This is a genomic window from Agromyces sp. NPDC055661 (assembly GCF_053618135.1).
The window spans coordinates 807,919-831,979 of sequence record NZ_JBSHHC010000001.1 but is presented as its reverse complement, the minus strand read 5'-3'; the positions used below and the strand labels follow the sequence as shown (position 1 = coordinate 831,979).

Annotated in this window: 29 protein-coding genes; 12 read left to right on the top strand and 17 right to left on the bottom strand. The window is 72.6% G+C overall.

Features of this window, described 5'->3' with window-relative positions:
• Positions 1 to 35: 35 nt before the first annotated feature.
• Positions 36 to 1,463, bottom strand: coding sequence for an MFS transporter (locus tag ACWGO8_RS03770; protein WP_452041789.1), 1,428 nt, complete (start codon positions 1,461 to 1,463; stop codon positions 36 to 38).
• A gap of 106 nt (positions 1,464 to 1,569) precedes the next feature.
• Between ACWGO8_RS03770 and ACWGO8_RS03765 the strand changes: the two genes are divergently transcribed.
• Complete coding sequence (locus tag ACWGO8_RS03765; protein ID WP_452041788.1) at positions 1,570 to 2,151, top strand: TetR/AcrR family transcriptional regulator; 582 nt, start codon at positions 1,570 to 1,572, stop codon at positions 2,149 to 2,151.
• A gap of 109 nt (positions 2,152 to 2,260) precedes the next feature.
• On the top strand, positions 2,261 to 2,425 hold the full coding sequence (locus tag ACWGO8_RS03760; RefSeq protein ID WP_452041787.1) for a hypothetical protein: 165 nt from the start codon (positions 2,261 to 2,263) through the stop codon (positions 2,423 to 2,425).
• A 16-nt stretch (positions 2,426 to 2,441) separates the two neighbouring features.
• Here the strand turns inward: ACWGO8_RS03760 and ACWGO8_RS03755 are convergent, their stop codons facing one another.
• From ACWGO8_RS03755 to ACWGO8_RS03745, 3 genes are all read right to left on the bottom strand, one after another.
• Positions 2,442 to 3,212: a VOC family protein gene (locus ACWGO8_RS03755; RefSeq protein WP_452041786.1), complete on the bottom strand. Its 771-nt coding sequence runs from the start codon at positions 3,210 to 3,212 to the stop codon at positions 2,442 to 2,444.
• An 83-nt stretch (positions 3,213 to 3,295) separates the two neighbouring features.
• The gene (locus ACWGO8_RS03750) at positions 3,296 to 3,772 is read right to left on the bottom strand and encodes an SRPBCC family protein (RefSeq protein ID WP_452041785.1); all 477 of its coding nucleotides are present in this window, start codon (positions 3,770 to 3,772) and stop codon (positions 3,296 to 3,298) included.
• 111 nt (positions 3,773 to 3,883) lie between these two features.
• Positions 3,884 to 4,822 (bottom strand): NAD(P)/FAD-dependent oxidoreductase, encoded by a 939-nt coding sequence (locus tag ACWGO8_RS03745; RefSeq protein WP_452041784.1) that lies wholly within the window; start codon positions 4,820 to 4,822, stop codon positions 3,884 to 3,886.
• Between the two features lie 85 nt (positions 4,823 to 4,907).
• Here ACWGO8_RS03745 and ACWGO8_RS03740 point away from each other — a divergent pair, with 85 nt between their 5' ends.
• From ACWGO8_RS03740 to ACWGO8_RS03730, 3 genes are all read left to right on the top strand, one after another.
• Complete coding sequence (locus ACWGO8_RS03740; protein ID WP_452041783.1) at positions 4,908 to 5,549, top strand: helix-turn-helix domain-containing protein; 642 nt, start codon at positions 4,908 to 4,910, stop codon at positions 5,547 to 5,549.
• Positions 5,550 to 5,618: 69 nt separating this feature from the next.
• The gene (locus tag ACWGO8_RS03735) at positions 5,619 to 6,548 is read left to right on the top strand and encodes an oxygenase MpaB family protein (RefSeq protein WP_452041782.1); all 930 of its coding nucleotides are present in this window, start codon (positions 5,619 to 5,621) and stop codon (positions 6,546 to 6,548) included.
• A 38-nt stretch (positions 6,549 to 6,586) separates the two neighbouring features.
• Positions 6,587 to 7,189 (top strand): cyclase family protein, encoded by a 603-nt coding sequence (locus ACWGO8_RS03730; protein ID WP_452041781.1) that lies wholly within the window; start codon positions 6,587 to 6,589, stop codon positions 7,187 to 7,189.
• A 17-nt stretch (positions 7,190 to 7,206) separates the two neighbouring features.
• Here ACWGO8_RS03730 and ACWGO8_RS03725 read toward each other — a convergent pair whose 3' ends face one another.
• Both ACWGO8_RS03725 and ACWGO8_RS03720 read right to left on the bottom strand, forming a co-directional pair.
• Positions 7,207 to 8,130 (bottom strand): hypothetical protein, encoded by a 924-nt coding sequence (locus ACWGO8_RS03725; RefSeq protein WP_452041780.1) that lies wholly within the window; start codon positions 8,128 to 8,130, stop codon positions 7,207 to 7,209.
• Positions 8,131 to 8,178: 48 nt separating this feature from the next.
• On the bottom strand, positions 8,179 to 8,634 hold the full coding sequence (locus ACWGO8_RS03720) for a winged helix-turn-helix transcriptional regulator (protein ID WP_376956101.1): 456 nt from the start codon (positions 8,632 to 8,634) through the stop codon (positions 8,179 to 8,181).
• Between the two features lie 88 nt (positions 8,635 to 8,722).
• On the opposite strand from ACWGO8_RS03720, the gene ACWGO8_RS03715 reads away from it, so the two are divergent.
• The 3 genes from ACWGO8_RS03715 (at position 8,723) to ACWGO8_RS03705 (ending at position 12,114) form a co-directional block, all read left to right on the top strand.
• The gene (locus ACWGO8_RS03715) at positions 8,723 to 9,910 is read left to right on the top strand and encodes an MFS transporter (RefSeq protein WP_452041779.1); all 1,188 of its coding nucleotides are present in this window, start codon (positions 8,723 to 8,725) and stop codon (positions 9,908 to 9,910) included.
• Between the two features lie 240 nt (positions 9,911 to 10,150).
• The gene (locus ACWGO8_RS03710) at positions 10,151 to 11,191 is read left to right on the top strand and encodes a cupin domain-containing protein (RefSeq protein ID WP_452041778.1); all 1,041 of its coding nucleotides are present in this window, start codon (positions 10,151 to 10,153) and stop codon (positions 11,189 to 11,191) included.
• A gap of 128 nt (positions 11,192 to 11,319) precedes the next feature.
• Positions 11,320 to 12,114 carry a bestrophin-like domain gene (locus ACWGO8_RS03705; protein WP_452041777.1) on the top strand — a complete coding sequence of 265 codons (795 nt, stop codon included), beginning with the start codon at positions 11,320 to 11,322 and terminating at the stop codon, positions 12,112 to 12,114.
• Between the two features lie 38 nt (positions 12,115 to 12,152).
• Here the strand turns inward: ACWGO8_RS03705 and ACWGO8_RS03700 are convergent, their stop codons facing one another.
• Together ACWGO8_RS03700 and ACWGO8_RS03695 are read right to left on the bottom strand one after the other, a co-directional pair.
• A complete protein-coding gene (locus ACWGO8_RS03700; RefSeq protein WP_452041776.1) occupies positions 12,153 to 12,440 on the bottom strand; it encodes a DUF1905 domain-containing protein in 288 nt (95 codons plus the stop codon).
• A 46-nt stretch (positions 12,441 to 12,486) separates the two neighbouring features.
• Entirely contained in the window at positions 12,487 to 13,374 is an 888-nt protein-coding gene (locus ACWGO8_RS03695; RefSeq protein WP_452041775.1) for a LysR family transcriptional regulator, read from the bottom strand.
• Positions 13,375 to 13,474: 100 nt separating this feature from the next.
• Between ACWGO8_RS03695 and ACWGO8_RS03690 the strand changes: the two genes are divergently transcribed.
• Both ACWGO8_RS03690 and ACWGO8_RS03685 read left to right on the top strand, forming a co-directional pair.
• The gene (locus ACWGO8_RS03690; protein ID WP_452041774.1) at positions 13,475 to 14,350 is read left to right on the top strand and encodes an aldo/keto reductase; all 876 of its coding nucleotides are present in this window, start codon (positions 13,475 to 13,477) and stop codon (positions 14,348 to 14,350) included.
• 69 nt (positions 14,351 to 14,419) lie between these two features.
• The gene (locus ACWGO8_RS03685) at positions 14,420 to 15,352 is read left to right on the top strand and encodes an aldo/keto reductase (RefSeq protein WP_452041773.1); all 933 of its coding nucleotides are present in this window, start codon (positions 14,420 to 14,422) and stop codon (positions 15,350 to 15,352) included.
• A 3-nt stretch (positions 15,353 to 15,355) separates the two neighbouring features.
• Here ACWGO8_RS03685 and ACWGO8_RS03680 read toward each other — a convergent pair whose 3' ends face one another.
• From ACWGO8_RS03680 to sigJ, 3 genes are read right to left on the bottom strand one after another with little or no spacing between them, the layout of a single operon-like run.
• Positions 15,356 to 16,165 carry a family 1 encapsulin nanocompartment shell protein gene (locus tag ACWGO8_RS03680; protein WP_376956109.1) on the bottom strand — a complete coding sequence of 270 codons (810 nt, stop codon included), beginning with the start codon at positions 16,163 to 16,165 and terminating at the stop codon, positions 15,356 to 15,358.
• On the bottom strand, positions 16,162 to 17,241 hold the full coding sequence (locus ACWGO8_RS03675; protein ID WP_452041772.1) for a Dyp-type peroxidase: 1,080 nt from the start codon (positions 17,239 to 17,241) through the stop codon (positions 16,162 to 16,164). Before ACWGO8_RS03675 ends, ACWGO8_RS03680 begins: the two co-directional genes overlap by 4 nt.
• 58 nt (positions 17,242 to 17,299) lie before the next feature.
• Positions 17,300 to 18,208 (bottom strand): RNA polymerase sigma factor SigJ, encoded by a 909-nt coding sequence (gene sigJ / locus ACWGO8_RS03670; protein WP_452041771.1) that lies wholly within the window; start codon positions 18,206 to 18,208, stop codon positions 17,300 to 17,302.
• Between the two features lie 112 nt (positions 18,209 to 18,320).
• Between sigJ and ACWGO8_RS03665 the strand changes: the two genes are divergently transcribed.
• Together ACWGO8_RS03665 and ACWGO8_RS03660 are read left to right on the top strand one after the other, a co-directional pair.
• A complete protein-coding gene (locus ACWGO8_RS03665) occupies positions 18,321 to 18,758 on the top strand; it encodes a hypothetical protein (RefSeq protein WP_452041770.1) in 438 nt (145 codons plus the stop codon).
• Positions 18,755 to 19,513 (top strand): SDR family oxidoreductase, encoded by a 759-nt coding sequence (locus tag ACWGO8_RS03660; RefSeq protein ID WP_452041769.1) that lies wholly within the window; start codon positions 18,755 to 18,757, stop codon positions 19,511 to 19,513. Before ACWGO8_RS03665 ends, ACWGO8_RS03660 begins: the two co-directional genes overlap by 4 nt.
• Before the next feature lie 5 nt (positions 19,514 to 19,518).
• Here the strand turns inward: ACWGO8_RS03660 and ACWGO8_RS03655 are convergent, their stop codons facing one another.
• The 6 genes from ACWGO8_RS03655 to ACWGO8_RS03630 all read right to left on the bottom strand — a co-directional run bounded on the left by ACWGO8_RS03655 (position 19,519) and on the right by ACWGO8_RS03630 (position 23,965).
• A complete protein-coding gene (locus tag ACWGO8_RS03655; protein ID WP_452041768.1) occupies positions 19,519 to 20,286 on the bottom strand; it encodes an SDR family NAD(P)-dependent oxidoreductase in 768 nt (255 codons plus the stop codon).
• 73 nt (positions 20,287 to 20,359) lie between these two features.
• Positions 20,360 to 21,253: a 3-methyladenine DNA glycosylase gene (locus ACWGO8_RS03650; protein WP_452041767.1), complete on the bottom strand. Its 894-nt coding sequence runs from the start codon at positions 21,251 to 21,253 to the stop codon at positions 20,360 to 20,362.
• Between the two features lie 48 nt (positions 21,254 to 21,301).
• Positions 21,302 to 21,733: a GNAT family N-acetyltransferase gene (locus ACWGO8_RS03645; protein WP_452041766.1), complete on the bottom strand. Its 432-nt coding sequence runs from the start codon at positions 21,731 to 21,733 to the stop codon at positions 21,302 to 21,304.
• A 91-nt stretch (positions 21,734 to 21,824) separates the two neighbouring features.
• A complete protein-coding gene (locus ACWGO8_RS03640; RefSeq protein WP_452041765.1) occupies positions 21,825 to 22,160 on the bottom strand; it encodes a hypothetical protein in 336 nt (111 codons plus the stop codon).
• Positions 22,161 to 22,250: 90 nt separating this feature from the next.
• Positions 22,251 to 23,273 (bottom strand): 1-aminocyclopropane-1-carboxylate deaminase, encoded by a 1,023-nt coding sequence (locus tag ACWGO8_RS03635; RefSeq protein ID WP_452041764.1) that lies wholly within the window; start codon positions 23,271 to 23,273, stop codon positions 22,251 to 22,253.
• An 11-nt stretch (positions 23,274 to 23,284) separates the two neighbouring features.
• On the bottom strand, positions 23,285 to 23,965 hold the full coding sequence (locus ACWGO8_RS03630; RefSeq protein ID WP_452043515.1) for a GntR family transcriptional regulator: 681 nt from the start codon (positions 23,963 to 23,965) through the stop codon (positions 23,285 to 23,287).
• Between the last annotated feature and the right edge of the window lie 96 nt (positions 23,966 to 24,061).

Genomic DNA, 24,061 nt, shown 5'->3' with positions numbered 1-24,061 from the left:
CACGGGCCGGGCGATCGGGCGGTCGGGGCATCGGATCAGGCCGCTTCGGCGATCTCCTCGAGCGGGGACTCGATGACCGGGATCGCCCGGGCCTCGGGCCGGACCGGACGGGTGCGGCCGAGGAACGGCGCGAGGCCGCCGATCACCGCGAGGATCGCGCCGATCACGAAGGCGGCGACGTAGCCCGACTCGGCGGGCAGGCCCGCGGCGCCGAGGGTCGCGCCGATCGCGGCGGCGAACACGGTCGTGCCGATCGCACCGCCGATCGTGCGGATGTTCGCGTTCATGCCGGTCGCGATGCCGACCTGGTCGGCGGGCACGCTGCGCACGATGAGGTTCGGCGTCGACGAGGTGACGAGGCCCGTGCCGAGGCCGAGCACCGCGGCGGCCGCGGCGAGCGTCCACACGTTGCCGTGCAGGAACGCGATCCCGAGCGAGGCGAGCGCCGAGAGGAACGCGCCGAGCGTGAGCTGCGCCGCGAACGGCAGCACGCGGCTCAGCGGTCCGGCGACGAAACCGACCGAGGCCATGGTCACGAGCATCGGAAGCATGATGAGTCCGGCCGTGCTCGCGTCGACGCCGAGACCGTAGCCGCTCGAGGTCGGCGTCTCGGCGAGGCGGGGCAGGTACGCCCACACGCCGAACATGGCCGCGCCCGTGAGGAGGGCGGTGACGTTCGTGGTCCACACGGCGGGCAGCCGCATGATCTTCATGTCGACGAGCGGGTTGCGCGAGCGGAGCTCGACCGCGACCCAGGCTGAAGCGAGGATCGCCGCGACGACGAAGAGCGTGAGCACGATGGGCGAGCCCCAGCCCCATTGGTTGCCCGAGCTGAGGGGGAGGAGCAGTGCGACGAGCCAGCCCGAGAGGAGCACGGCGGCGAGCACGTTGATGCGGCCGGTCGCCCGGGTGGTGGTGCGCGAGAGGCCGAAGTAGCCGAGCGCGAGCCCGGTGGCGGCGAGCACGAGCGGCAGGGCGAAGAGCCCGCGCCATCCGATCACGGCCGAGACCGGACCGGCGATGACCGTGCCGAGCCCGCTGCCGACGGCCATGATCGCCGAGAGGCCGCCGATCGCGCCGGCGAGGCGTGCGGACGGGAAGGCGTCGCGCACGAGCCCGAAGCCGAGGGGGAACACCGCGGCGCCGAGGCCCTGCAGTACGCGGGCGAACAGCATGACGGTGAGGTTCGGCGCGAACGCCGAGAGCAGCGAGCCGATCGCCACGGCGCCGAGCGCGAGGAGGTACATGCGGCGACGGCCGACGAGGTCGCCGGCGCGGCCGAGCAGCGGGGTGGCGACCGCCGCGGAGATCAGCCAGGCCGTGAGCATCCAGGTCTGGCCGACCGCGTCGGCGCCGAGGGCGGCGCCGATCGTCGAGAGCACGGGGATGATGAGCGATTGCAGGCTTGCGACCGCGGTGAAGCTCGTGGCCACCGCGAGGAAGGTGATGCGAGATGCAGACAAGCGAAGACGCCTTTCGTTCAGGCGGGAGGGGATATACTGGAGGGAGACTCCGATCGGAGGCTGCCTCCGCTTAGTACTGTAGCGGAGGGTGCCTCCACTTTGCAAGGTGGTGTTCCCGTTGACCGATCCGGCGCTCCGCGCGCTCCTCGACGAGCGTCGTCCGACGCGCGCCGATGCGCGGCGCAACTTCGACGCGCTCATCGAGGCGGGCCGCGCGGCCTTCGCCGAGCACGGGCTGGATGCCTCGCTCGAGGACATCGCCCGCCGGGCCGGCGTCGGCATCGGCACGCTCTACCGCAACTTCCCCACGCGCGACGCGCTCGTGGAGGCCGTCTACCTCGACGAGGTCGCGGGCGTCGCGTCCTTCGCCGGGGAGCTCGACGACGCGGAGCCGTTCGACGCGCTCGCGGCCTGGCTGCGCCGGTTCGCCGACTACGCGAGCCGCAAGAAGGTGCTGCTCGAGGGGCTGAACCGCGACTCCGAGCTGCTGCAGACCTGTCGCGGCATCATGTACGAGTCCGGCGAGCCGCTGCTCCGTCGCGCGCAGGCGGCCGGCGAGGTCCGCTCCGACGTCGCGATCGACGACGCCGTGCGGCTCGTCGCGGGCGTGGCGGGCGTCGCGTTCCCCGACGCGGAGCAGCGCGAGCGCGTGGTCGACCTCGCGCTCGACGGCCTGCGCACCCGGTAACGACTGGCCGGGCGCTCGTGGCGCCGCGCCGCTGGTGGCAGGATGTGCACCGAACGGACACCGGTGCACGGCCGTCGGCCGCGATGCCCGTTCCGGAGGGGAGGACGTGATGGACGACCTGCGGGGAACGGCGACCGAGCGGCTCGCGCAGCTGCGGTCCGGTGATCCCGGCGACGCGGACTGGCTGCACCGGCAGCTCGTCGCGGCGCTCGAGGGCTGGGAGGCATCCGAGGACCAGGTGCAGGAGTACCGCGAGGCGCGCGAGGACTACTGACCCGCGACGCCCGGGGTCAGCGAGCGGGCGACACCACGAGGAAGAACGCCCCCGTCGGGTCGGCCAGCCCGGCGCTGCGGCCCGCGGCGACGTCCGAGGGCGGGTCCACCACGGTGCCGCCCGCCGCCACGGCGCGCGCGACCGTCTCGTCGACGTCGTCGACGCCGAACGCCACGCGCCACGCGGGTCCCTCGTCGGGCCCGAGCGATCCGGCCGCATCGACGATGCCGGCGTGCTGCTGTCCGCGACGCTCGAACACCGCGTACCGGGGCTCGTCATCGCCGAGCGAGAGGCTCCAGTCGAAGGCGTGCGCGTAGAACTGCGTCGCCGCGTCGAAGTCGCTCGCCGCGAGCTCGAACCACACGGCGCTGCCCGGCTCGCCGAACACGTCGAACCCCTCGACGATGCCGGGCTGCCAGTAGCCGACCACGGCGCCCGTGCCGTCGACCGCCATGCCGATGACCCCGCGCGTCGGCACGACCATCGGCTCGAAGAGCACCGTGCCGCCGGCCTCCGCGATGAGCTCGTCCGTCGTCGCGGCGTTGAAGGTGAGCAGGAACACGGTCCAGTGCGGAGCCGACACGTCGTCGTCCGCGCGCATGCCGATCCCGCCGACCCGCTTGCCGTGCAGGCGGAACACGCGGTAGCCGCCGAAGCGCTCGTCGACGACGTCCTCGGCGTCCCAGCCGAACAGCGCCTCGTAGAAGGCGGATGCCGCGTCGACATCCGTCGTGCTGAGGTCCACCCAGGCCGGGGCGCCCGGCACGAGGTCATCGGGTCCGGGCATTCGGGCTCCCCCCTGGTCGCGGTCGCCTGGGCGACGACCGTCCGTCCGCGCATGCTAGCAGCGTCGGACTCCGGGTCGGGAGATCAGGACGCCGCGGGAACGCCGAGGCGCGCGAGGATGCCCTCGCGACCCCACTCCATGACCTGGTCGTGGTTCCGGGTGAGCGTGCCGCGCGCGATGGGGCTGAGCGCCCGCAGGAGGCGGTTCGTCGTACGCACCTGCCAGAGGTACACCGCCTTGGTGCCGCGGTCGGTCGGTTCGGTGGTCCAGCGTCCGACCCCTTCGAGCTCGCCGGTCGACCGGGCCTCGATGAGCCGGAGCGGCTCCACCCGCACGACCTCGACCCGGTAGTGCAGCCGATAGGGCAGCCGTCCGCGGGTGACGAGGTCGCGCACGTTGCCCACACCGTCGGCGTCGCCGTCGCGCACGAAGTCCACGCGCTCGAACCCGCGCCACCAGGTCGGCCACGCGTCGACGTCGAGCAGCTCGTCCCACACCCGTTCGACGGGCGCGGGCAGCTCCCACACCGTCGTGAACTCGAAGTCGGATGCCGTCGCCATGTCCTGCCTCCACGATCCGTCGTGCCCGCCGTCGAGACCCCGACGGTCGAGACCGATGATGAGAGAACGGCGTCAGGGTACCCCGAGGTTCACTCGACCGGCAGATCTGCGTCAGGCGGCCGCGACCGCCGCGCCGACCTCCTCCTCGACGAGGTCGGCGTTGATCCCCGCGCCGGCGAGGCTGCCCGCGGCCATCGCGTACGGCACCGACGACCGGCCGTCGGTCACGTTGCCGGCGGCCCACAGCCCGGGCACGCTCGTGCGCCCCATCGGGTCCACGGTGACCCAGCGTCCGCCCATCGGGTGCTCGGCCGTCTCGGCGCCGAGCGCGAGGAGGATCCCGTCGTTGGGGTGCGGCGCGGGCCCGACGAAGATCGCGTCGACCGGGGCATCCGTGCCGTCGGCCAGTCGGATGCCGCGGAGCACGCCGTCGTCGTCGGCGATCACCTCGACCACCGCGCGGTCGTCGATGCGGATGCCGCGCGCGAGCATCCCCGCCCGCTCCTCGTCGGGCAGCTCGACGCCGTGCCCGTGGAACGTGACGTCGGCCGAGAGCTGGCGCATGAGCTGCGCCTGGTGCACGTTCGCGGCGCTCGAGGCGATGACGGCGATGCGTCGATCGCGCTGCTCCCACCCGTCGCAGTACGGGCAGATGAACGCGCCGCGTCCCCATTGCTCGGCCAGGCCGGGGATCTCGGGCAGCTCGTCGCGCAGCCCCGACGCCACGAGGACCCGGCGCGCGAGGTGACGGCGGTCGTCGTCGAGCACGACCTCGAATCCGCCGTCGGCGACGGATGCCGCGGCCACCTCGCCGGGGCGTGCGGTGACGCCGTCGTACCGCCCGAGCTCCGCGCGCCCGGCGGCCAGCAGGTCGAGCGGGGAGGTGTGGTCGCGGCCCAGCACGCCGTGCATGTGCCCGGCGAAGCGGTTGCGCGGCCGGCCCTCGTCGACGACGAGCACGCTGCGGCGCGAGCGGCCGAGCATGAGCGCGGCGCTGAGGCCCGCGCTCCCGCCGCCGATGATGATGACGTCCCACGAGTGCTGCTGCATGCTTCCGATGCTGGCCCGAGCTTGATTGAATGGCAAGGTCGCTTGCCGCAACGGCAAGAACTGCGCGACGTGAACGGATGCCCGCATGCCCCACGATCCCGATGAGCCGGTCGAGCCCGATACCCGGGCCGAAGCCCAGCCCGACCCTGGTGTCGACCTCGACGCCGTGCTCGACGCGGTCGCGCCTCGGTTGCGTGCGCTCCGCACCCGCCGCGGACTCACGCTCGCGGAGCTCTCGGAGCAGACCGGGATCTCGGTCTCGACGCTCTCCCGACTCGAGTCCGGCGGCCGCCGCCCGACGCTCGACCTGCTCATTCGCATCGCCGGCGTCTACCGCGCGAGCCTCGACGACCTCGTCGGCGCGCCGCAGATCGCCGACCCGCGCGTTGCCCCGCGGCCGTTCTACCGCGGCGGACGGGCGATCATCCCGCTGACCCGGAGCAACCCCGACCTGCACGCGTTCAAGATGGTGCTGCCGGGGCATCCGCCCGATGCGCCCGTCGAGCAGCGAGCTCACGAAGGCTACGACTGGATCTACGTGCTCAGCGGGCGCGTGCGCCTCGCGCTCGGCGACGAGGAGATCGTGCTCGAGCCGGGCGAGGCCGCCGAGTTCGACACCCGCACGCCGCACGGCACCGCGAGCGCGTCGCTCGAGTCGGCCGAGATCATCAACCTGCTCAGCGCGCAGGGGGAGCGGGTGCACCTGCGCGAGTCCGGCGAATCCTGATCCTCTGGCCGACGGCGGTTCGCAGCGGATGCGCAGCCCGGAACGGCCGCCTCGGGGGTACGGTCGACTATGGCGAGTACGGCAGCGAGCATCGGCGGCAGCGCCAAGTGGCGGGTGCGCGGTCGGTCGAACCTGTCGCACGCCGAACTTCCGCCCTGGACCCGGGCGCTGGCCGAGGGTGAGGACGCCGGCTTCTTCGGACCCGGTTCCGCGGTCTGGGCCGTGAACGGCGCGCTGCCGACGCTCGTCGCCGGCATCCGTGCCCTGCTGCTGCAGACATTGCACCCCGGTGCGATGGCGGGCGTGCACGATTGGTCGCGCTATAGCGAGGATCCGCTCGGGCGGCTCGACGGCACGGTGCGGTGGGTTGCCACGACGACCTTCGGCGACCGTCGCAGCGCCACGGCCGCATCCGCCTTCGTCTCCCGCCTGCACGACCACGTACGCGGCACCTACGTCGATGCCGCCGGGGTCGAGCGGCCGTACTCGGCGAACGACCCCGACCTCCTGCGCTGGGTGCACGACGCCTTCACGGAGGCGTTCGTCGGCGCCCACGAGATCTGGGGCGCGCAGATCCCCGGCGGCGCCGACGCGTACGTGCGCGAGTGGGCACAGGCCGGTCGGCTGATGGGCGTGGCCCATCCGCCTGTGACCCTCGCCGAGCTGCGCGCCGAGATGTCGGGCTTCCTCGAGCATTCGAAGGTCGACGAGCGCGTCATCACGGCCGTCGGATTCATCCGCAGGCCGGGCCTCCCCGGCCTCACCGCCAAGGTCTACCCGATCCTCTTCGGTGGAGCCGTCGCCTCGCTCCCCGCCGCCTACCGCGAGCTGCTCGGCCTGCGACGCCCATGGTGGCCCGCGATCACGCTCACCCGCATCGCCCTCACCGTGGCGCACTGGACGCTCGGGCGCATCTCGCCGAGCGAGCGCAACGCGCGACTCCGGATCGCCCGCCTGGCGAGCGACGCCGCCCACGAATCCGACCCCCAGGCGGCCTGACCCCGGTGCGGGAGCTGAGCCATCGCATCACGAGCGGGATGCAGGTGTACCCGGGCGACCCCGGCGTCGAGATCGGTTCCGCCCTCGAGGTGGCGCGCGACGGTGTCGACGTCGCGCAGCTGCACCTCGGCTCGCACACCGGCACGCACCTGGATGCCCCGTCGCACACCGTGCCCGGCGGGCGCACGACCGGGCGCATCGGCCTCGACGAGCTCGTGGGGGAGTCGCTCGTCGTGCACCTCGACGGCCTCGCGCCGCGGCAGCTGTACGGCCTCGCCGAACTGGCCTCGGCACTCGCCGGTGGGCTGCCCGAGCGGGTGCCGCCGATCGTCGTCGTCGACACGGGGTGGGCGTCGCGGTTCGGCACGGATGCCGCGCTCGAGCATCCGGCGCTCGACCCCGATGCCGCCGCCGAGCTGCTGCGGCGCGGCATGCGCGTGCTCGCGGTCGACACGTTGAGCCCCGACCCCACGGGCGGCGACGGATTCCCGGTGCACGACGTGGTGCTCGGCGGCGACGCGCTCATCGTCGAGAACCTCACCGGGCTCGAGGGCCTGCCCGAGCGCGTGCGGGTCGGGTTGTTCCCGCTGCCGATCGACGCGGACGGCGCGCCGGTGCGGGCGGTGGCGTTCGTCGACTGAGCGCGTCGGCGCGGCGGCTACCTGCCCGCCCAGCGCAGCACGCGCAGTGCGCGGAGCGTGTTCCAGCGGCTCGGCTCGCCCTCGGGCTCGTCGAGCGGGAAGAACACCTCGCCGCGGCGCGGCTTGGCGGCGGGCCACCGTTCGTCGTCGAGCCGCTGGTCGAGCACCAGCCCGATCGCGTCGTCGACGCGGGCGTCGGGCGAGTCGCCGGTCTCGCGGAAGTAGTCGAGCGCGCGCAGCACGTCGTAGTGCCAGTACGGCGGGAACGCGAAGTCGAGGTACCGCTCGAGCACGAGCTCGCCGGTCGACCGGCGACGGAACAGGCCGCGCTCGAGCAGGTACTCCTCGCCGAGCCGCCGCGACTCGGTGATCGCCGCGGGTGCACCAGGAACGGCGCGCTCGTAGGCGAGGAACCCCTCGATGACGCACAGCGTCGAGTCGAACGACGACCGCGTCGACTCCTCGGGCGGATCGCAGTTCCACCCGCCGTCATCGAGCTGCTGCTCGAGCAGCATGCCGATGATGCGGTCGCTGCCCTCGCCGAGGACGCCGAAGTACGCGCCGTGGGCGAGCACGCCGCCGTTCACGCACTCCTCGACCTCGCCCTGGAAGTACGGGCGATGCTCCCACCAGCGCCAGGTCACGCCGTCGCGGACGCGTTCGATCGCGGCGCGGACCTGCGGCGCGGCAGGGTCGACGTCGAGGCGGCGCAGGTCCTGGAGGATCCAGTGGGTGCCGCGCCGATCGCCGTCTTCGCCGTACTCGTCGCCGCCCCAGTAGCCGTCGTCGGCCTGCAGGGCGAGGAGCCGTGCGCCGACGCCCTCGGTCGCGACGTGGGACCGCTCGGCGGCGACCGCGTCGGACGGCGCGTCGAGCAGGTCGCGCATGACCTGCCAGCGGATGGCGGGATCGGAGTCGAGCAGCCATTCGGTGACGTCCATCCGACCATGGTTCCGGATGCCGCCGACACCCCGACAGGGGTTGACCGCTCAGTCGGGGCGGCGGGCTCCGGGTCCGGGGATCGAGACCACCTCGTCGGGCGCGTGCTCCACGCCGTCCTCGTCGAGGAACGCCAGTCGCACGGGACGACCGCCGGCCGTGTAGACCGAGGCCGGACCGTGCCCGCTCGGACGGAACTCGTCGCCCCACTCGATGATCGACGCCAGCACAGGCTTCAGCGCGCGGCCGGCGTCGGTCAGCACGTACTCCTCGCGCTCGCGCTCGCCGGCCTCGCGGTAGGGGCGCCGCTCGAGGATGCCGGCGTCGACCAGCCGGGCGAGGCGGTCGGTGAGCACGTCGGGCGCGACGCCGAGCCGCGTCCGGATGTCGGCGAACCGCGTGCGGCCGCGGAACGCCTCGCGCACGATGAGCAGCGACCACTTCTGCCCGATCACCTCGAGGCTGCGGGCGATCGAGCAGCGCTCGTCAGGGTCGAAGGAAGCCATGCCAACGATTCTCGCACACTGGGTTGGAAAATCCGACTCAGCATGCTAACTTGGTGATTCCAACTCAGGAACATGCGGAAGGCGCAGGATGACCCTCAGCACTCGTGGAAGCTTCTGGACCGCGGCATCCGTGGCCGGCCTGGCCCTCTGGGCGAGCGGCGCCCCGACCATCGTGTACCCGCTCTACGCGGCCCAATGGCAGATCGAGCCGTCCGTCACCACGGCGATCTTCGCGATCTACCCCGTCGTGCTCGTGCCGGTCCTCATCGTGTTCGGCAACCTGTCCGACGTGATCGGCCGCCGTGCGGTCATCCTGCTCGGGCTCGGCGCACTCGGCCTCGGCTCGATCGCGTTCGGGCTCGCCCCCGACCTCACCTGGGTGTTCATCGGCCGGGCCCTCATGGGGGTCGGCGTCGGCCTCTCGCTGAGCCCGGCGACGGCCGCCATGGTCGAGTTCGGCGGACGCGACGGCGCGCGGCGCGCGAGCTCTGCCACGACGGCCGCCACGGCCACCGGGCTCGCGCTCGCCACCGTCGTGGGCGGCGCCCTCGTGCAGTACGCGCCCTGGCCGCTGCACCTCAGCTTCTGGGTGCTCACCGCCGTGACGGCGATCGTCGCCGTCTTCGCCGCGGGGCTGCCGCGCCACACCCGCGACGAGGCCGCCGGCCCGTGGCGTCCCCGGCTACCGCGGATGCCGCGCGAGGAGCGCCCGTCGTTCGTCGCCGGTACGCTCGGCATCTCGGCCGCGTATGCGATGGGCGCCATCTTCCTGGCGCTCGGCGCGCAGATCGCACGCGACCTCGTGCGCAGCGACAACGTGTTCGTCGACGGCGCGATCATCGCGCTCTCGGCGGTCGTCATCGGCGTCGTCGCGGTGCTGACCCGCCGGCTCCGTCCGCGGCTCGCGGTCACGCTCGGGCCGCTGTTCGCGATCGCGGGGCTCGGGCTGCTGATCGTCTCGGGGCTCGCGCACTCGCTGCCGGCGTTCCTCGCTTCGTCGATCGTCGCCGGTGCCGGCTACGCCCTCATGTTCTCGGGCGGACTCGGCCTCGTCACCACGAGCGCGCCCGCGCACGAGCGGGCCGCGGTCATCTCGGCAGCCTACGTGGTCGGCTACCTCCTGCAGGCGCTCGCCGCGCTCGGCCTCGGTGCCATCGCGACGGCGTCGGGCCTGCAGGCCGCGCTCGACCTGGGCGCACCGCTCATCCTCCTGCTCGGCGTTGCCGCGCTCGTCGTCGCGAACCTGCCGCGGCGTCGGGTCGCGGTCACGGCGTAGCGTGCGCCGCGGCCCGCGATCTCCTTCTCAGGATGACCGCCCACGGAACGGCCGCTTCTCAGGAGATGCGCCCGGCTCCGCGCCGGTCCGGGCGCAGATCTCCTGAAAACGGAATCAACGGAACCCCGCGCGCGGAGAGGGATCTCAGGGCGGCGCGCGAGAGCGAACCCGGCTCGCGCGTCGCGACGCCCGCGCCCTAGGCTCGGGACACGTCGTCCGACGCACGGGGGAGGGTCCGACATGTCCCAGCAGTCTCGCCACGTCACCACGCTGACCGGATCGAAGCCCGTCTTCACATCCGACGGCGGCACGATCCAGCAGCTCACCGCAGACGACTTCGGCATCCTGCGCCGGCTCTCGATCAAGCGCATCGTGCTCGAACCGGGCGCGATCCGCGAGCCGCAGTGGAACGTGAACGCGAACCAGCTTGCGATCGTGGTGTCGGGTCGCGTGCTCGTGTCGACGCTCGGCAACGCCGACAGCTTCTCCTCGTTCGTGGTCGAGGCCGGGCAGATGTACCACGTCGAATCGGGCGCGATCTACCACATCGAGAACGTGGGCGATGAGGCCGCCGTCGTGATCGCGGCGCTGCGCACGGGGCATCCGCGGCACTTCTCGCTGCAGGACAGCTTCAGCGCGATGACCGACGCGGTGCTCGGCAACACGTACGACCTGCCCGCGTCGGCGTTCGCGGCGTTCGATCGCGCGGGCTCGTCGCAGATCTCGCGACGCACCGGGGCGGCCGACATCCCGTCGACGGCGGGGCTGCCGAACGCGCGGCTGTTCGACATGGTCGGCCAGGTGGCGCCGCTCTCGTACCCGTACGGCAGCGCGAACCTCGCGCGCAAGCAGTTCTGGGCGGCGCTCGAGGACATCTCCATGTACCGCCTGCGCATCGCCGACACCGGCATGCGCGAGCCGCACTGGCACCCCGTCACGGCCGAGATGGGCTTCGTCGCGGCGGGCAACGCGCGCATGACGATCCTCGACCCCGACGGCTCGCTCGACACCTACCTGCTGGAGGCCGGCGACGTGTACTTCGTGCCGCGCGCCTACCCGCACCACATCGAGAACATCGGCGGCGGGTCGCTCGACTTCCTGATCTTCTTCGACCAACCGACGCCGGGCGACGTCGGGTACCGGGCGACCGCATCGGCGTTCTCGCGGGAGGTGCTCTCGACCGCGTTCGAGGTGCCCGAGCGCGACCTCCCGCAGTTCCCGTTGACGCCGGTCGACCCGCTCATCGTCGCGCGACCGAACCCGGTCGATCCGGTCGGCTGAGGCCGGCCGCGTTTCCGGGCCGTAACGGATGCCTCGGGGTCCGGGTCTGGTGCTCGGCGCCGTGGCATCCGTAGGCTGTGCAACGGACGGGCGGTCGACGCCCGTCACTCGTCGGAGCGGGGAGCGCGATGATGGAATGGTTCTACGAGACGCCCATCTGGATCACACTGCCGCTGTTCACCATCGGGTTCGTCGCGATCTCGTGCGGGATCGTGCTCGCGCTCCGCCCGCTGGTGCAGAAGCTCGTCAAGAACGGCAAGGAGTGGGATCGCGCGCTCGCGCACGTGATCGGCACCTTCGGCGTGTTCTTCGGCATTCTGCTCGCCCTCGTCGCCGTCTCGGTCTACGAGAACTTCGCGTACGCGAGGACGACCGCGGTGGACGAGGCCGGGGAGGTCGGCACGCTCTTCCGCGCCACGACGCTCCTCGACGAGTCCAACGGGGACGCGCTGCGCGCGACCATCGACGACTACATGCATGCGGTGATCGAACTCGACTGGCCGCAGCAGGAGCGCGGCATCCTCCCCGACGCGAGCGACGCGCAGGTGGACGAGATGGAGGGCCACCTCAAGAACATCACGGCGGAACCGGGCGACGAGCAGGCCGTGCTCCAGCAGGTGCTCGAGACCTTCGACACGTTCATCGAGACGCGCCGTGCGCGCATCGACGCCACCGCCCTCGCGCTTCCACCGCTGCTCTGGCTGGTCATCTGGGTGGGCGCGTTCGTCAACGTGGTCCTGCTCGCGTTCATCGACGTGCAGAGCCGGCGCCTGCACCTGTTGATGGTGGGCCTGCTCTCGTTGTTCATCGGACTCGTGATCTTCGTCACGGCCGACATGGACCATCCGTACGCGGGCGCGATCTCGGTCGGGCCGGGCGCGTACGAGCGCGTGCTGATCCAGGTCATCGACTCCGAGGGCTAGCGCCCGGGGAAGACTCCGTCCGCAGCCTCAGCCGTCGGTCAGGCCGCGACCGTGAGTCGCAGGTCGACCGTGTCGCCGACCTCGAGCCCCTCGGCGTCGCGCACCCACGCCTTCAGCGGCACGATGTAGCCGCCGTCCTTCGGCCAAAGCGACGTGGTCCATTCGCTCGCGCCCACGCGCACGGTCACGGGGATCATGCCCCAGCCGTAGGTCACGGCCGGGGAGATCGCCTCGATCGCGGCCGCCTCCTCGTCGGGAACCGTCACGAAGTGCCATGGGGCCGGCCCGCGCCAGAACCACAGTTCGCCGCTGAACGTGAGTTCCACGCCCCCAACGTAGCGGTCGTGCTCGCGTTCGTCGGCTGACCTCGGCTCAGGCGCTGAGCGCGAGCTCCGCGTCGAGCAGGTCGAGCAGCAGCGGGGCGGATGCCGCGGCCGGCGCGCCCGTGATGGCGGAGACGACCCACTCGGGGGTCGCGTCCGGCGGGAGTTGCAGCGTGACGAGTCCCGAAGCCTGGGGCTTGGCGGCGACGTGCTGGGGCACGAGCGCGATGCCGAGCCCGCGGTGCACGAGGTCGAGCAGCGTGTGCACGTCGTTCACCGCGGCGCTGACCCGGCGGGGCACGCCGTGCGTCGCGCACGCCTCGTCGTTGAGCGTGCGCACGGCCCACGACTCCTGGAAGTCGACGAAGTCGAGGTCGCGCAGGTCGGCCCACTCGACGCGCTCCGCTCCGGCGAGCGGATGCTGCGGCGGCACGAGCAGCACGATGGGACGTCGTCCGAGCTCGTGCCGGCGGAGGCGCGTGACCTGTCCGCCGCCCGCGACGAACGCCACGTCGAGCGTGCCCTCGTTCACGCGCGCCGCGAGCTCGTGCGAGCCCGCCTGCGTGAACTCGAGCTCGACGAGCGGGTAGAGCAGGTGCACGCGCTCGAGCAGCGCGTTCACGTCGACCATGCCGAGGCACTGCTCGGCGCCGACGCGCAGGCTCCCCGAGAGCTCGTGCGTGGCCCGCACCACGGCGTCGCGGGCCGCGGCCGCCTGGGCGAGCATCGTTCGCGCGTGGGGGAGCAGCGCCAGGCCCGCGTCGGTCGGCACCACGCGTCGCGTGGTGCGGTCGAACAGGGTCGTGCCGAGCTCCTCCTCGAGCCCGCGGATCGCCGCCGAGAGGCCCGACTGCGACACGTGGCACACCGCCGCGGCGCGCGTGAACTGCTGCTCGTCGGCGAGGGCGACGAGGTACTCCATCTGCCGCAGATCCATTCATCGACCCTTCTTCTGAATGGCATGAGAACTAGTTGTTGGACTTCTAGTTTGAGCGTTCCTATCGTGAACAGGCAACCTCGCAACGAAAGGATGCTCCATGCAGCAGCGAACCATCGGCCCTCGCACGGTCAGCGCCATCGGACTCGGCGGCATGCCGATGTCGATCGAGGGACGGCCCGACGAGGCCCGGTCGATCGCGACCGTCCACGCCGCCCTCGAGGCCGGCGTGACCCTCATCGACACCGCCGACGCCTACCACCTCCACGCCGACGAGGTCGGCCACAACGAGGAGCTCATCGCCCGTGCACTCCGCACCTGGGGCGGCGACACGTCCGACGTGCTCGTCGCCACGAAGGGCGGCCACCTGCGGCCCGGCGACGGCTCGTGGACCCAGGACGGGCGCCCCGAGTACCTGAAGGAGGCCGTGAAGGCGTCGGCCCGACGGCTCGGCGTCGAGGCGATCGGCCTCTACCAGTTCCACCGCCCCGACCCGCGCGTGCCCTACGCCGACTCGGTGGGCGCGATCCGCGACCTGCTCGACGAGGGCGTCATCGAGCTCGCGGGCATCTCGAACGCGAACGTCGCCCAGATCGACCAGGCGAACGAGATCCTCGGCGGGCGCCTCGTCTCGGTGCAGAACCAGTTCTCGCCGGCGTTCCGGTCGAGCCTCGGCGAGCTCGAGCACTGCGCCGCCCTCGGCATCGCCTTCCTGCCGTGGTCGCCGCTCGGCGGCATCGCCCGCGCCGAGGCGGTCGGGCAGCGCCACGGCGCGTTCCAGCGCGTCGCCGACGCCCACGGCGTCAGCCCGCAGCAGGTTGCGCTGGCGTGGGAGCTCGCGCTCGCGCCCGTCGTCATCCCGATCCCGGGCGCCTCGCGTCCCGAGAGCATCCGCGACTCCGTGCGCGCCGTCGAGCTCGAGCTCACGGCCGACGAGCTCGCGTCGCTCTCGGACGTCGAGGAGCTCGCGGCCTAGCACCACCGACATCGGCGGATGCCGCAGCCGCGTCGTCGCGGCATCCGCCCACCTCGAACCAGGAGCACCATGAAGACCATCACCCTCGGCGCCGACTTCGCCGCCCCCAACGTCGTGCTCGGCCTGATGCGCATCTCGAAGATGAGCGACGAGGCCGTGCGCGAGCTCGTGGGCACCGCCCGCGACGCCGGCATCGACTTCTTCGACCATGCCGACATCTACGGCGACGAGCTGCACGGCTGCGAGCGCCGCTTCGCGGAGGCCATGCAGCTCAGGCCGTCGGAGCGCGAGCAGGTCACGATCCAGTCGAAGGCCGGCATCGTGAAGGACGGCCCGTACTTCGACTTCTCGTACGAGCACCTCGTCGAAGCGGTCGACGGGTCGCTGCGCGCGCTGCAGACCGATTACCTCGACATCCTGCTGCTGCACCGGCCCGACGCGCTCGTCGAGCCCGACGAGGTCGCGCGTGCCTTCGACGAGCTCGAGGCCTCGGGCAAGGTGCGCGCGTTCGGCGTCTCGAACCACACGCCCGCGCAGATCGACCTGCTGAAGAAGTCGGTGGCGCAGCCGCTCGTGGCCAACCAGCTCCAGCTGTCGATCACGCACGCGCCGATCATCGCGCAGGGCGTGGCCGCGAACATGCAGGGCACCGACCAGGCGCTCACGCTCGACGGCGGCGGCATCGTCGACTACTGCCGCCTCAACGACATCACGATCCAGGCGTGGTCGCCGTTCCAGGCCGGGTTCTTCACCGGCGTGTTCCTCGACTCGCCCGAGTACCCCGAGTTGAATGCGGTCATCGACCGGCTCGCCGCGAAGTACGACGTGCCGACGATCGCCATCGCGACTGCGTGGATCACCCGGCACCCCGCCGGCATGCAGGTCGTGCTCGGCACGACGACGCCCGAGCGGGTCGCCGCGGCGGCGCAGGGTTCGGACGTGCCGCTGACGCGCGCCGAGTGGTACGAGCTGTTCCGCGCGGGCGGCTACCGCGTGCCCTGAGCCTCAGGCGAGCCGGATCGACACCGCTGCCTCGGGCGTCGCCACGCGGAAGCTGAGGCTCTCCTCGAGGTAGAGGTCGACCGTCTCGGCGTCGTGGGCGGCGTAGCCGATCGAGAGGTCCTCGCCGACCTCGAGCAGGTAGTCGCCGCCGCGCATGCTCAGCACGACGCCGCCGTCGAGCCCGGGCACCCACTCGATCGGGCCGCCGAGCAGGTCCTCGAGGCGGCGCACGAGCGGATACCCGCCGGCGTCGCTCGCCTCGACCACCGCGGTCCAGTCGGCCGGGCCGAGCGCGAGCGCGTAGGGGCCGCCGATCCCGGAGTGCTTGAGCGTCGCAACGGCCGAGGCGACGAGGTCGTCGTAGCCCGAGGTGCCGCCGTCGTGCCGGATCGGGTCGTGCGGCGACGACGGCACGATGCCGGCGATGCCCACGGCGTCCCACCCGTTGAAGACCGCGGCGTTCTCGACGCTCGCGATGCGGTGCGCCGCCTCGTCGAGCGCGCCGAGGTCGACGTCGACGGCGCCGCGCGAGGCGTTCACGAGCTCCTCGCGTTGCAGCGAGAAGTCGGCGCGCACCTCGGTGAGCGGGAGCACCCGGCGCGTGCGGGCGATGACCTGCTCGGCCGGGGCCGACACCACGGGACCGACGCGTCCGAGGTTCGTCGCGGAGTGCTCCCACCCGTGCGGACCGGCGAAGTCGACGAGGCGCCGGGCGCCGAGTGCGACCGTGAGGCGGTCCTTGGCCTCGGCGTCGAGCAGCTCCCAGCCCTCCGACGAGATGGGCGCGAGGCGGCGCAGCAGGTGGTCGGTCATGAGGTGGTCTCCTTCGGGGCGTGCTGGCGCAGGGAGCCGATCCCGAGCGAGGCGCTCGGGCCGGCCGAGTCGGGGGCGGCCTCCGACGGGAACGCCGGCGGGTTCGCGGCATCCGCTGCATCGGATGCGTCGGCGAGCCCGCGCAGCACGGGATTCGACGGCGCGAAGAACGTCGTGCCGGTGACGGCCCGCGAGACGTCGAGGATCCGGTCGTGGAACCCCGCCGGCTGCCCGATGAACATGCGGTGGATCATGAGCTGGATGACCCACAGCCGGCGCGAGTAGCCGATGAAGTACGTGCCGAACTCGCCCTGGCCGGGCCGGCCGAACGGCATGTTGTCGCGAAGGATCTGCAGCTCCTCGCCGTCGTCGCCGACGATCGTCGTGAGCGTCTTGTGCGCGAACTGCGGCCCGGGCGCGTCGTCGAGCTCGACGTTGTCGAGCTTCGTGCGACCGATCACCGCCTCCTGCTCGGCGGTGGAGAGCCGGGCCCACGCGTCGAGGTCGTGCAGGTACTTCTGCACGACGACGTAGCTGCCCCCGGCGAAGTCGGGATCCTCGTCGCCGATGTGCGTCATCTCGGCCATCTCGGCGCCGATCGGGTTCGCCGTGCCGTCGACGAAGCCGAGCAGGTCGCGGGCGTCGAAGTACCGGAACCCGTGCGTCTCGTCGGCGACGGATGCCGCGACGCCGAGCTGGTCGAGCAGCAGGCGCTCGAACTCGAAGGCCAGGTCCTGCCGCTCGGCACGGATGTGGAACAGGAGGTCGCCCGGCGTCGACGGGGCGGCGTGCACGGCGCCCGCGATCGGCGGGAACGCGTGCAGTTCGCTGGGGCGCGCGTCGGGGGAGAGGCGGTCCCACAGGTCGCGACCGAGGCCGACGACGCACGAGAGGTGCCCGTTGAGGTCGCGGAACCCGACCGTCTTCACGAGGTCGTCGATGCCCGACACGACGTCGCGCACCGTCGCGAGGGCCGCGTCGTCGGCGCCGACGGTCATGACGAGGAAGACCGCGAAGCGCGACAGCGGCGCGTCGACCTGCTGCGCATCGATCGGAACCCGCTCGCCACCCTGCATCTCCGCACCTCCCAGGGTGCCCACGATACCGACGGGCGGCGCCTCGCGGCATCCGGGATCAGGTGTTCCAGAGGCCGAGCTTCTCGGGGTTCCGCATGATCCACACGCGCGCGATCCGGTCGTCGCGCACGTCGAGGACCGCGACGCTGTGCACCACGTCCCCGTCGGCGAAGGCGAGCGTGAGGCCGTCCGCGGTCTCGTGTAGCGACACCGTGAGGGCCGCGCCGAGCTTCGCCAGCTGCCCCAGGATGAAGCGGCCGACGTGGTCGGCGCCGAGCACCGGGCGTCGCGCGGTCGACGCCAGGCCGCCGCCGTCCGAGACGAGCACGATGTCGGGATCGAGGAGGGGCAACAGCTGCTGCAGGTCGCCGGTGCCGGCCGCCGCGATGAACGCGCGCACCACCGCGTCGTGCGTCTCGCGCGGTGCGGAGCCTGCGCGGCGCTCGCGCACGTGCCGTCGCGCGGTCGACGCGAGCTTGCGGCACGCGTCGGGGGAACGGCCGACGATGTCCGCGATCTCGCCGAACGGCATCGCGAACACGTCGTGCAGCACGAACGCCACCCGCTCGGCCGGCGTCAGCGACTCCAGCACGATGAGCAGCGCCGTCGACACGGACTCGTCGAGCGTGACGCGGTCGAGCGGGTCGGCCGACGGCGGGGTGGCGAACATGCCCGTCCCGCCGGGCAGCGGCTCGGGGAGCCACTCGCCCACGTACCGCTCGCGGCGGGCTCGCGCGGAGCCGAGCTGGTCGAGGCAGACGCGGCTCGCGACGCGCGTCAGCCACGCCGCGGGGTTCTCGATCGCGTCGCGCTCGGCCGGCGACATCCGGTACCAGCGCGCGTAGGTCTCCTGCACGGCGTCCTCGGCGTCGGCGACCGTGCCGAGCATCCGGTACGACAGGCTCATGAGCATGCCGCGCTCGGCCTCGAGCGCCGCCTCGTCGAACCCCTCGGGTGCCGTCGTCATGCCTCCACCTTCCCATCGGATGCCGCATCCGCCCTCTCCTCTCCGACGACGTGGCGGCACCCGATGTGAGCCCCGACGTCACATTCCGGCGGCCTGCGTCGTCGAAGGTGATGTGAACACGAACTGGAGACGCGGCATCCTGTGGGCCCTCAACGCGCTCGGCGCATTCGTCGGCGCGTGGGCGCTCGCCGCACCGCGCAGCTTCTACGACGCCTTCCCGATGCCGGGCCTCCTCGGCGCCTGGGTCGCGAGCGACGGCCCGTACAACGAGCACCTCGTGCGCGATGTCGGGTCGCTCTACCTCGCGCTCGTCGGGGCCGGGGTGGTCGCGGCCCTCATGCGCCGGGCGGATGCCTCGGTCGCGGTCGGCGTGGCCTGGCTCGTGTTCTCCGTGCCCCACCTCGCCTATCACGTGGGGCACCTGCACGGGCTCGCACCGCTCGACGCGATCGCGCAGCCGATCGCGCTCTCCGCGACGCTCGTGCTCGCAATCCCCTTGTGCCTGCCACCGCGGCGGCGCACGATCAGCGAAGGAGAGGACGCATCATGAGGATCGTCGTCGCCGGGGGCACCGGCACCGTCGGACATCACGCCGTGGAGGCCGCGCGCGAGCGCGGACACGAGGTCGTCGTGCTGACCCGCTCGAACGGCATCGACCTCGTGTCGGGCGAGGGGCTCGACGACGCGCTGCGAGGCGTCGACGTCGTCATCGACGCGAGCAACCTGATCACCACGTCGGCGAAGAAGGGCACCGAGTTCTTCACCACGGTCACGCGCAACCTCCTCGCCGCCGAGCAGCGAGCGGGCGTGCGGCACCACGTGAGCCTGTCGATCGTCGGCATCGACCGCGCGCCGTACGGCTACTATGCGGCGAAGCTCGCGCAGGAGCGCGCCGTGGAGGGGGGCGACGTGCCGTGGACGATCCTGCGCGCGATGCAGTTCCACGAGTTCGCCGGCCAGCTGCTCGAGGGACTCACGATCGCGGGCGTGCACCTCGCACCGCGGGTGCGCACGCAGCCCATCGCCGCACGGGAGGTGGGCCAGCGGCTCGTCGAGCTCGCCGAGGGTGCCCCGATGGGGCACGCTCCCGAGATCGCGGGGCCCAGTCAGGAGCAGCTCGCGGACATGATCCGCACGCTCGCCAACGCCACGGGGGTGAAGGGTCCGGTCATGGCGATCTCGCTGCCGGGCAAGCAATACGCGGCGATGCGTCGCGGCGAGACCCTGCCCGGACCCGGCGCGACCATCGGGCACCAGACGTTCGACGAGTGGGTCGCCGAGCAGGCGAGCGTCACGCAACGCTGAGGTGGTCAGCGCTCCTCGGGGTCGGCGCCGCGGGCGGCGCGCCCGCCGTCGACCGGGAGCACCGTGCCCGTGACGAAGCTCGCGGCATCCGAGAGCAGGAATGCGACGACCTGCGCGACCTCGGTGGCGTCGCCCTCACGGCCCAGCGGATGCAGCGCGGCCACCTGTCGCGCGACGGCGGTGCGCGCCTCGGCATCGAGCGAGTCCAGCAGTTCGTCGTACCGGTCGGTGCGGATGGAGCCGAGCGCGACCGCGTTGCAGCGGATGCCGTCGGGGCCGTAGTCCACCGCGACGGCGCGGGTCAGGCCCTCGATCGCGGCCTTGGCCGTTGCGTAGGGAAGCGCGCCGCGCACCGGGCGCTGGGCCTGGTGCGACGAGACGTTGACGATCGAGCCCGCGACCCCGGTGCGACGGAACTCGTCGACCGCCGCCGCGCAGCCGGCGACAGCGAGGCGCAGGTTCGCCTGCACCGCATCGAGGGTGGCCGTCGCGCCCGCCTCGTGCAGCCACGCGTCCCGGAAGATCGCCGCGTCGTTGACCCAGCCGTGCAGCCCGCCCAGCTCGCGAGCCTGCTCGATCGCGGCCTGGAGGACCGCGTCATCGCCGGCGTCGCCGACCACCGAGGCCGCGCGCGCCGGATCGCCCGTCGCGACGAGCGCGTCGGGCTCCTCGAGCCAGTCCGCGGGCGTCGTGTCGACCACGACGACCGCGTGTCCCTCGGCGAGCAGGAACTCGGCGATGCGACGCCCGATCCCCCCGGCGCCTCCGGTCACGACGTGTACGCGATGCGGCATCCGCATCCCGCCATGGTCGGCGACGGACCTGCGGGCCGCAACCCCTTGCGGTTCAGGCCGCGGTGCCGAGCCAGGCCTCGAGGATGCGCCCGCGCAGCGCGTTGCCCCGCTCGGCGAACACCCGCTGCCGGCGCACGTACGCGGCCTTGCCCTCGGGCGTCTCGATGCGCACGGGCTCGCCGCCCCACGGCGCCATGTCGTAGGGCGACGCCTGCATGTCGAGGTAGCGGATGTCGCGGGCCAGCTCGAACGCGTCGAGCAGCAGCTCGCCCGGCACGAGCGGGCCGAGCTTCACCGCCCACTTGTACACGTCCATGCCGGCGTGCAGGCAGCCGGGCTGCTCGAGCTCGGGCTGCGTCTCGCGGGTGGGCGCGAAGCGGTTGCGCGGCACGGCATCGGGCGTGAAGAACCGGAACGCGTCGATGTGCGTGCACCGCAGCTCGTGCGCCTCGACGACCGCGTCGGTCGCGTCCTGCCCGAGCCGCAGGGGCACCGGATGCCGGTGCTCGCGCTGCCGGTAGACCATGGCCCACTCGTGGAGGCCGAAACAGCCGAACTGCCCGGGGCGCGACGCGGTGAGGCGCAGCATCCGCTCGACCGCGCCCAGCAGTGCGGGCTTCTCCCGTCGCATGGCGTCGTGGTCGACCACAAGCGAGCCGGACGTCGACCCCGCTGCGTACCAGCGCCACTCGGCGCGAGGGGTGCTCGCGGCATCCGCCAGCTCGACGCCCGCGCCCGGGTGCCAGCGGCGCAGCAGGCTCGGCGAGTACGCGTAGTAGGTGAAGAGGAAGTCCTCGATCGGATGCCGCTCGCCCTGCGTCGCGCGGGCGCGATGCCCGGCGGTGAGGGCGTCGGCCCGCTCGGCGTGCGCCTGCTCGCGGGCGCGCCAGACGTCGGCGTCGAGCACGACGGCTGCGCTGATCGCGGCCCTGGCGGTCGGGGTCACCCGACGAGGATACGTGGGGCGGCCGGGCGCGTCACCCCGCTGAATCGGTCAGGTCGTCGGCTGGGCGGACTCGCGCAGCATCCACTGCTCGGGCTTCGGGAGCGGCGTGAACCCGAATCGCTCGTACAGGCCGTGCGCGTCGCCCGTCGCGAGTGCGATGCGCTTCAGGCCCAGCGGCTCGAGGTCGTCCATCACGAACCCGACGAGCCCCACGCCGACTCGGTGTCCGCGGGCACCGGGGTCGACGATGACGTCGCACAGCCAGGCGAACGTCGCGCCGTCGGTGACGACGCGGGCGTAGCCGAGCTGCTCGCCCGTCACCGCGTCGTACGCGCCGTAGTTGCGTGAGCCGTCGATCGCGGCATCCTGCACGTCCTGCGGTCGGCCGAGCGCCCAGTACGCGTGCTCGGACAGCCATTCATGCACGAGGGAGCGGTCGAGGTCGGCGGGGTCGGAGGAGAAGCGGATGCCGTCGGTCACGCGTCCATCCTCGCAGCCGGCCGGAACAGCCGCCTCGGCCACGTCGGGCGACCGGACCTCGACGCGCGGTCCGGCGGGGACTCGCAGTGCGTCAGGCGGGCGTGATCTCGTCGACGAAGCCGTGCGCCTCGCCCAGGATCGCGCGCCAGCGCTCGGGGCCCGCGTCGTAGGGCACGACCGCCCACTCGCGCATCGGCCGGCCGCGCATGACCATGTTGTCGAGGCCGAGCTCGTCGACGCGCTGCTCGGACAGCTTCACGACGAGGTCGCCGGCGTTGGACGCGAACGCGAACAACTTGCCGCGCACCGACAGCGCCTCGGAGCCGAACATGCGCGTCATCGCGACGTCGGGCGTTGCGAGCAGGTCGCTGCCGACGTCGGCGAGCCGTTCGACGGCTCGGGCTCGCTCGGGGTTGGGCTTCGCCATGCCGCGATGCTACGCCCGGCCACCGACACGGGCGCGTGGCATCCCTTCGACAGGCTCAGGGCGCCGCCGCGTGGGCGCCCGCGGCATCCGTCAGTGGTAGCGGCCGCTGTAGGCGTTGAGCGCGGGCTGCCCGCCGAGGTGGGCGTAGAGCACGTTCGAGTCCTTCGCGATGGTGCCCGTCGACACGAGCTCGATGAGGCCCGCCATCGACTTGCCCTCGTACACGGGGTCGATGATGACGCCCTCGAGGCTGCCGGTGAGCCGCATCGCCTCGTCGGTCGACTCCACCGGGATGCCGTAGTAGTCGCCCGCCCAGCCCTCGAGCACGGTGACCTCGTCGTCGCGCACCTCGCGTCCGAGGCCGATGAGCTCGGCCGTGTTGCGCGCGATGCGCGCGACCTGGTCGCGGGTCTCGTCGATCTTCGCCGAGGCGTCGATGCCGATGACGCGACGCGGACGGCCGCCGAAGTTCTGCTCGAGGTCGGCGAAGCCGGCGATCATGCCGGCGTGCGTGGAGCCCGTGACCGAGCACACCACGACGGTGTCGAAGAACACGCCGAGCGCCTCCTCCTGCGCGGCGACCTCGTGCGCCCAGTTCGCGAAGCCGAGGCCGCCGAGCGGGTGGTCGGATGCCCCGGCCGGGATCGCGTACGGCGTGCCGCCGGCCTCCTCGACGTCGGCGATCGCCTGCTTCCACGACTCGCGGAAGCCGATGCTGAAGCCCGCGGGGGAGAGGCGCACGTCGGCGCCCATGAGCCGCGAGAGCAGGATGTTGCCGACGCGGTCGTTCACCGAGTCGGGCCAGTCGACCCAGTGCTCCTGCACGAGCACGGCCTTCATGCCGAGGTGGGCGGCGACGGCCGCGACCTGGCGGGTGTGGTTGGACTGCACGCCGCCGATCGAGACGAGCGTGTCGGCGCCCTTCGCGAGGGCGTCGGGCACGAGGTACTCGAGCTTGCGCGTCTTGTTGCCGCCGAACGCGAGGCCGCTGTTCACGTCCTCGCGCTTCATCCAGACGCGGGCGCCGCCGAGGTGGGCGCTGAGCCGGTCGACGGGGTGGATCGGGCTCGGCCCGAACGTCAGCCGGTGACGGGGGAAGTCGGCGAGGGCCATGGTTCTCTCCTTCAGGGGGTGGGGGTGACGGCGGCCGCGGGCTCGCCCGCGATCGCGTCGTCGACGGCCTCGTCATCGTCGTCGAGGTGGAGCAACCGGCCGAGGGTCGACCAGTTCTCGCGTGCGGCGGCGCCGGCCTCGTCGGCGAGTCCGGCGGCGCAGAGTTCGATGATGCGATCGTGGTCGCCCACGGACCCGCGCCCGGCGAGCGACCCGAACCGGGCGCGCTCCAGTCGGCGCAGGAGCGGCGTGACCTGCTCGAGCAGCCCGGGCAGCAGCGGGTTCGCGCTCGCCCGCACAGCGACGTCGTGGAACTCGTCGTCGGCGACGATCGCGGCGCCGATGTCGTCGTCGCGGAGGGCGTGCGCGAACTCGGCGTTCGCGTCGCGCATGGCGTCGAGGTCGGCCTCGGTGAGCTGCGGCACGGCCTCGCGCACGGCGAGCTCGTGCAGGCTCGCGGCGATGCGCTGCGCCGCGAGCGCCGTGCGCGTGTCGAGCGGGGCGACGACCGTCTGCTTCGCGCGGCGGGTGTGCACGAGCCCGGCGGTCTCGAGCCGTGCGATCGCCTCGCGGATCGGCGTGCGGCTCACGCCCAGCCACGCCTCGAGCTCGGGGTCGCGCAGCCGCTCGCCGGGTGCCAGCTGGCCGCTGACGATCGCGTCGCGCAGCTCGCGATAGGCGTAGTCGCGCAGCGAGGTGGGGCGCTCGGCGCGAGCGCTGGGAAGCGGTATGCAATATATTGCAGTCGTGCTTCGGCCCCGAAGTCAAGTCGAGCGGGACGCCCGGCA

Excerpts from the sequence above, each read along its gene's own strand:
- ACWGO8_RS03695 (WP_452041775.1), bottom strand. The coding sequence starts at position 13,374 with ATGGATCTGCGGCAGATGGAGTACCTCGTCGCCCTCGCCGACGAGCAG.
- ACWGO8_RS03705 (WP_452041777.1), top strand. The coding sequence starts at position 11,320 with ATGATGGAATGGTTCTACGAGACGCCCATCTGGATCACACTGCCGCTG.
- ACWGO8_RS03725 (WP_452041780.1), bottom strand. The coding sequence starts at position 8,130 with ATGGACGTCACCGAATGGCTGCTCGACTCCGATCCCGCCATCCGCTGG.
- ACWGO8_RS03720 (WP_376956101.1), bottom strand. The coding sequence starts at position 8,634 with ATGGCTTCCTTCGACCCTGACGAGCGCTGCTCGATCGCCCGCAGCCTC.
- ACWGO8_RS03635 (WP_452041764.1), bottom strand. The coding sequence starts at position 23,273 with ATGGCCCTCGCCGACTTCCCCCGTCACCGGCTGACGTTCGGGCCGAGC.
- ACWGO8_RS03735 (WP_452041782.1), top strand. The coding sequence starts at position 5,619 with ATGGCGAGTACGGCAGCGAGCATCGGCGGCAGCGCCAAGTGGCGGGTG.
- ACWGO8_RS03680 (WP_376956109.1), bottom strand. The coding sequence starts at position 16,165 with ATGACCGACCACCTGCTGCGCCGCCTCGCGCCCATCTCGTCGGAGGGC.
- ACWGO8_RS03715 (WP_452041779.1), top strand. The coding sequence starts at position 8,723 with ATGACCCTCAGCACTCGTGGAAGCTTCTGGACCGCGGCATCCGTGGCC.
- ACWGO8_RS03745 (WP_452041784.1), bottom strand. The coding sequence starts at position 4,822 with ATGCAGCAGCACTCGTGGGACGTCATCATCATCGGCGGCGGGAGCGCG.
- ACWGO8_RS03640 (WP_452041765.1), bottom strand. The coding sequence starts at position 22,160 with ATGGCGAAGCCCAACCCCGAGCGAGCCCGAGCCGTCGAACGGCTCGCC.
- sigJ (WP_452041771.1), bottom strand. The coding sequence starts at position 18,208 with ATGACGACGGCACCCGAGGGGTTCGACGAGGCGGCGCTCGAGGCCGAG.
- ACWGO8_RS03730 (WP_452041781.1), top strand. The coding sequence starts at position 6,587 with ATGCAGGTGTACCCGGGCGACCCCGGCGTCGAGATCGGTTCCGCCCTC.
- ACWGO8_RS03740 (WP_452041783.1), top strand. The coding sequence starts at position 4,908 with ATGCCCCACGATCCCGATGAGCCGGTCGAGCCCGATACCCGGGCCGAA.
- ACWGO8_RS03675 (WP_452041772.1), bottom strand. The coding sequence starts at position 17,241 with ATGCAGGGTGGCGAGCGGGTTCCGATCGATGCGCAGCAGGTCGACGCG.
- ACWGO8_RS03755 (WP_452041786.1), bottom strand. The coding sequence starts at position 3,212 with ATGCCCGGACCCGATGACCTCGTGCCGGGCGCCCCGGCCTGGGTGGAC.
- ACWGO8_RS03660 (WP_452041769.1), top strand. The coding sequence starts at position 18,755 with ATGAGGATCGTCGTCGCCGGGGGCACCGGCACCGTCGGACATCACGCC.
- ACWGO8_RS03760 (WP_452041787.1), top strand. The coding sequence starts at position 2,261 with ATGGACGACCTGCGGGGAACGGCGACCGAGCGGCTCGCGCAGCTGCGG.
- ACWGO8_RS03685 (WP_452041773.1), top strand. The coding sequence starts at position 14,420 with ATGAAGACCATCACCCTCGGCGCCGACTTCGCCGCCCCCAACGTCGTG.
- ACWGO8_RS03750 (WP_452041785.1), bottom strand. The coding sequence starts at position 3,772 with ATGGCGACGGCATCCGACTTCGAGTTCACGACGGTGTGGGAGCTGCCC.
- ACWGO8_RS03710 (WP_452041778.1), top strand. The coding sequence starts at position 10,151 with ATGTCCCAGCAGTCTCGCCACGTCACCACGCTGACCGGATCGAAGCCC.
- ACWGO8_RS03690 (WP_452041774.1), top strand. The coding sequence starts at position 13,475 with ATGCAGCAGCGAACCATCGGCCCTCGCACGGTCAGCGCCATCGGACTC.